Below are 4163 nucleotides of genomic sequence, written 5' to 3'. Positions count from 1 at the left end.
CCGCCGCCTCCGCCGGCTCCGCTGCCTCCTCGGGCTCCGCTGCCGACGCTGCCGACGCTGCCGACGCTGGCGACGCTGCCGACGGCCCCAAACGCGAACCCGAGGCGACCGCCGGGGAACCGCCCGAGCGACCCGGCACGGTCAACCTGATCCTCGGGACCACCCGACGGCTCGCGGCCGGCGCCGCCGCGAACCTCGTCGCCGTCGCGGCCGAGGCGAAGGCGGCGACGCTGCTCGCGACCGCGGGCGTCCCGGGGACGACCAGCGATGCAGTCGTGGTCGCCGACGACCCCGACGGGGAGCCGGCGGCGTTCTCGGGCAGCGCCACGCCGGTCGGCGCGGCGGCCCGCGTCTGCGTCCGGGACGCGGTCCGCGCGAGCCTGCGATCGCGGTACCCGGACGGCGACCTGCCCGGACCGGCCGGCGACGCCGAACACGGCGTCGTCGCCGACGATCGGGCGGAGGTTTTCGAAATATGACACACGACGACACAGACACGGACGGCGACGCGGACGTATCGACCGACGAGGAGCCGACCGACGCGAACGGATCGACCGACGGGAGTCACGCGGCCCGAACCCCCGGCGGCGGCGCGGCCCCCGAACCGGAGCCGATCGAGCCGGCCGCGCCCGAGGAGTTCGGGCTCGTGCAGGCCTGGTGGGGCGACGGGAAGGGGAAGACGACGGCGGCGATGGGGATGGGTTTCCGGGCCGCGGGACACGGCTACCGCGTCCACATGCTCCAGCTCATGAAAGGGGGCGCCGACAGCGTCGAGGGCGTCCGGGGCGAGTACAACACGATCGCCGCGATGCCGGGGTTCAGCTACGAGAACGCCGGCCACTACGGCTGGCACGGGCTGCTCGACGGCTCCGCGGACGACGAGCACGAGGCGAAGGCGAGCGCCGCGTTCGAGCGCGCCGAGGCGCTCGTCGCCGGCGCCGCGGAGGCGGACCTGACGGAGCCGCTCCCGCTCGACGGTGACCCCGACGACGGCGTCCACATGCTCATCGTGGACGAGCTGCTGTACGCGGCCGACCGCGGGCTCGTCGACCCCGACGAGGTCGTCGCGCTCGCGGAGTCGAAGCCGGACGGCCTCGAACTCGTCCTCACCGGGAGCCACGCGGAGCCGGCGTACCTCGACGGGGTCGCCGACCTGATCACGAACGTCCGGAAGGTGGCACACCCCTTCGACGCGGGACACCGCGCCCGGCGGGGGACGGAGTACTGATACCCATGGCCCGGCGGGGACCCATGTCCCGGCGGCGACGCGCGGCCCGTCGGAGGCGCCCGTGATCGACCCCGACGCCGAGACGGTCCTGGTCGCCGGCACGGCGAGCCACGCCGGTAAGAGCACGCTGGCCGCCGGGCTCTGCCGACACCTCGCTCGGAACGGGGTCGCGGTCGCCCCGTACAAGGCCCAGAACATGAGCAACAACGCGCGGGTCGCACTCGCGCCGGACGGGGAGTGGGGCGAGATCGGCGTCTCCCAGTTCGTGCAGGCCCGGGCCGCGGGCGTCCCGGCGACGACCGATATGAATCCCGTGCTGCTCAAGCCCCGCGGCGACGGCGAGAGCCAGCTGATCGTCGACGGCGAGGCGGCCGGCCACTACGCGGCCGGCGAGTACTACGAGTCGCACTGGGACGCGGCGCGGAACGCCGCCGTCGCCGCCCACCGCCGACTGGCGGCCGACCACGACGTGGTCGTCGCCGAGGGGGCGGGCAGCATCGCCGAGATCAACCTCCACGACCGTGACCTCGCGAACGTCGAGTGCGCGCGCTTCGCCGACGCCCGGATCGTGATCGCGGTCGACATCGAGCGCGGCGGCGCCTTCGCGAGCCTCTACGGAACGTTAGAGCTCCTCCCCGACGACGTCCGCGACCGCGTCGCCGGCGCGGTGATCACGAAGTTCCGCGGCGACCCCGCCCTCCTGGAGCCCGGCATCGCAGAGATCGAGGAGCGCACGGGCGTCCCGATCGTCGGCGTCGTCCCGCACGACGACCCCGGCCTCCCCGCGGAGGACAGCCTCTCGCTACCGGACGCGGGCGGCGGAAGCGAGACGGGGAGCGGCCGGGGCGGGGACGGAGCTGGCGTCATCGGCACCGACGACGGCGTCGCCGACGCCGACGCGGTCCGGATCGCCGTCCCCCGGCTCCCGCGGATCTCGAACTTCACCGACTTGGAACCGCTGGCGCGAGAGTCGGGCGTCCGGGTCGCGTACGTCCCGATCGACGGGGATCGGAGCGGGACCGACGCCCCGCTCGACGACGCCGACGCGGTCGTTCTCCCCGGGTCGAAGAACACCGTCGACGACCTGCTCGCGCTCCGCGACGCCGGCTTCGACGACACGCTCCGCGGGTTCGCGGGGCCGATCGTCGGCCTCTGCGGCGGCTACCAGATCCTCGGCGAGCGACTGACGAACGCCGACCTCGAGGGGACCGGACCGGCGTCGACGGTCGAGGGCGTCGGCGTGCTCCCGGTCGAGACGCGTTTTGCGACCGACAAGCGCGTCGAGCGCGTGACCCGGTCCGTCGACGGGGTCGGCCCGCTCGCCGGCGCGAGCGGGACCGCGACCGGCTACGAGATCCACATGGGTCGGTCGTCGCCCACCGAGGCGGTCGCCCGACCGCTCGGCCCCGAGAGCGCGGCGACCGACCGCGCGCTCGGAACGTATCTCCACGGCCTCTTCGAGAACGAGGGCGTTCGGGCGGCGTTCGTAGATCGGGTATTTGAGGCCGCCGGGAAATCGCGACCGGCGGGAGGAGCGGGGGGAAGCGACGCCGACGCGGCGGGGAAGGCGGACGGCCGTTCACCCTACGACCGCGCCGCCGACCTCGTCGCCGACAACGTCGACCTCTCGGCGCTCGGGCTCGGCGATGTCGGGTAACCGGTCTCGGACGCGCCGCTGCGGCGAAATTCCCTTATAAATTCCCGCCGACGGGTCGCGCATGGTCTCCCGCGAGAACGCCGTCATCGGGACGTGTATCGCCCTCACCGTCGCCGTCGCCCTCCTCGTCGAGTCGCTGAGCGTGTCGTACCCGGAGTGGGTCCCGCTCGCGCTGGTCATCGGGGGCGGAGTCGTCGTACCGCTCGCGATCAACGAGGCGCTAGACAAGCGAGAGACGGTATGAGAAGGCGCAGTTGGTCAGTCTGACACGATCGCCTCACGCTCCGACCAGCGTCTCCTCTAACGGCTTCCGCTGGGCCGTCGCGAGGAGCTCGTCGCCGGCGGCGTCTCCGTGGCCGCCAAGCGCGCGTTCAACGGGTTCGGCGGGAAGCTCGGCACGACGGCGTTCGCCGCCTGTCTCGTCACCGCGGGGCTCCTCTCGGTCGGGCGCGCCCTCGCCCCAGTCGGCAGCGACGCCGGCGAACTGACCCTGACGACCGGCCGCGTGATTCGGCAGTTCAACAGCGGGACGTTCGGTCGACGTTCGGACCGCCTCATGGCGATGCGCAGAGGGCGCGCTCCAGATCCGCCCGGACGACGCGGCCGGCGCGGACTGACTGGTGCCGGCTGTGCGCAGCCAAGTATCAGTCGTGAGACGCGGATGTTTTCCATTATATAACCCAAGCGGGGAGACCCGGCATGGCTATTTCGGGAGAGTACGGGCGGGACGATTTCGGTCAGGGCGGCTTGAACGACGAACTCGACGTTGCCGAACTGGTCGAGGAGATCGGTCTCGACGCCGAGGAGATCGCGTGGCGAAAGGAGTTCGTCGGGTTCGACGAGGAAGATGAGCGACGGTTGGGCCGGTACGAGGAGGCGTTCGCGGAGAACGCCGATCAGATCGCGGAGGACTTCTACGAGAACCTCACCGGCCACGAGCAGACGGCCGACGTGATCGACCGATCAGAAAAAGGGGTCGAACAACTCAAGCGGACACAGTCGGCGTACCTCGTGACGCTCGCGGACGGCGAGTACGGTCCGGAGTACTTCGAGGACCGAGCGCGGATCGGGAAGCTCCACGACATGCTTGAGATGCCGATGAAACACTACCTCGGTCAGTACGGCGTGTACTACGACCTCATCCTCCCGCTCATCGGAGACCGGCTCGTCGACTCGCTCACGGATCGGCTGTCCGGCGGGGCGGGCGGGGCGACGCCGAGCGCACCGGGCGACGCGAACGGCGGCGGGGGCGGCGACGCCGAGACCGAGGCGGCGAGA

Annotated in this window: 5 protein-coding genes and 1 pseudogene; all 6 read left to right on the top strand. The window is 72.1% G+C overall.

From position 1 onward, the window contains the following. Nucleotides 1–479: adenosylcobinamide amidohydrolase (locus OQF71_RS14005; RefSeq protein ID WP_280588422.1), on the top strand; the 479-nt coding region annotated here is incomplete at its 5' end. Beyond that, nucleotides 476–1228, top strand: coding sequence for a cob(I)yrinic acid a,c-diamide adenosyltransferase (locus tag OQF71_RS14000; RefSeq protein ID WP_280588421.1), 753 nt, complete (start codon nt 476–478; stop codon nt 1226–1228). The genes OQF71_RS14005 and OQF71_RS14000, both read left to right, overlap by 4 nt. Nucleotides 1229–1289: 61 nt before the next feature. Further along, a complete protein-coding gene (locus OQF71_RS13995; protein ID WP_280588419.1) occupies nt 1290–2885 on the top strand; it encodes a cobyric acid synthase in 1596 nt (531 codons plus the stop codon). A 61-nt stretch (nt 2886–2946) separates the two neighbouring features. Beyond that, a complete protein-coding gene (locus OQF71_RS13990; RefSeq protein WP_280588417.1) occupies nt 2947–3129 on the top strand; it encodes a hypothetical protein in 183 nt (60 codons plus the stop codon). Between the two features lie 87 nt (nt 3130–3216). Beyond that, a pseudogene (locus tag OQF71_RS13985) lies at nt 3217–3564 on the top strand (hypothetical protein); the annotation flags it as partial. Nucleotides 3565–3584: 20 nt separating this feature from the next. Next, nucleotides 3585–4163: protoglobin domain-containing protein (locus tag OQF71_RS13980; RefSeq protein ID WP_280588415.1), on the top strand; the 579-nt coding region annotated here is incomplete at its 3' end.

Source organism: Halorubrum sp. Boch-26, assembly GCF_029889805.1.
Taxonomy (GTDB): Archaea; Halobacteriota; Halobacteria; order Halobacteriales; family Haloferacaceae; genus Halorubrum.
This window is presented reverse-complemented; position numbering and strand designations above follow the sequence as displayed.

What these genes read in the sequence shown, in the direction of transcription:
- OQF71_RS13990 (WP_280588417.1), top strand. Translation starts at nt 2,947, where the DNA reads ATGGTCTCCCGCGAGAACGCCGTCATCGGGACGTGTATCGCCCTCACC.
- OQF71_RS14000 (WP_280588421.1), top strand. Translation starts at nt 476, where the DNA reads ATGACACACGACGACACAGACACGGACGGCGACGCGGACGTATCGACC.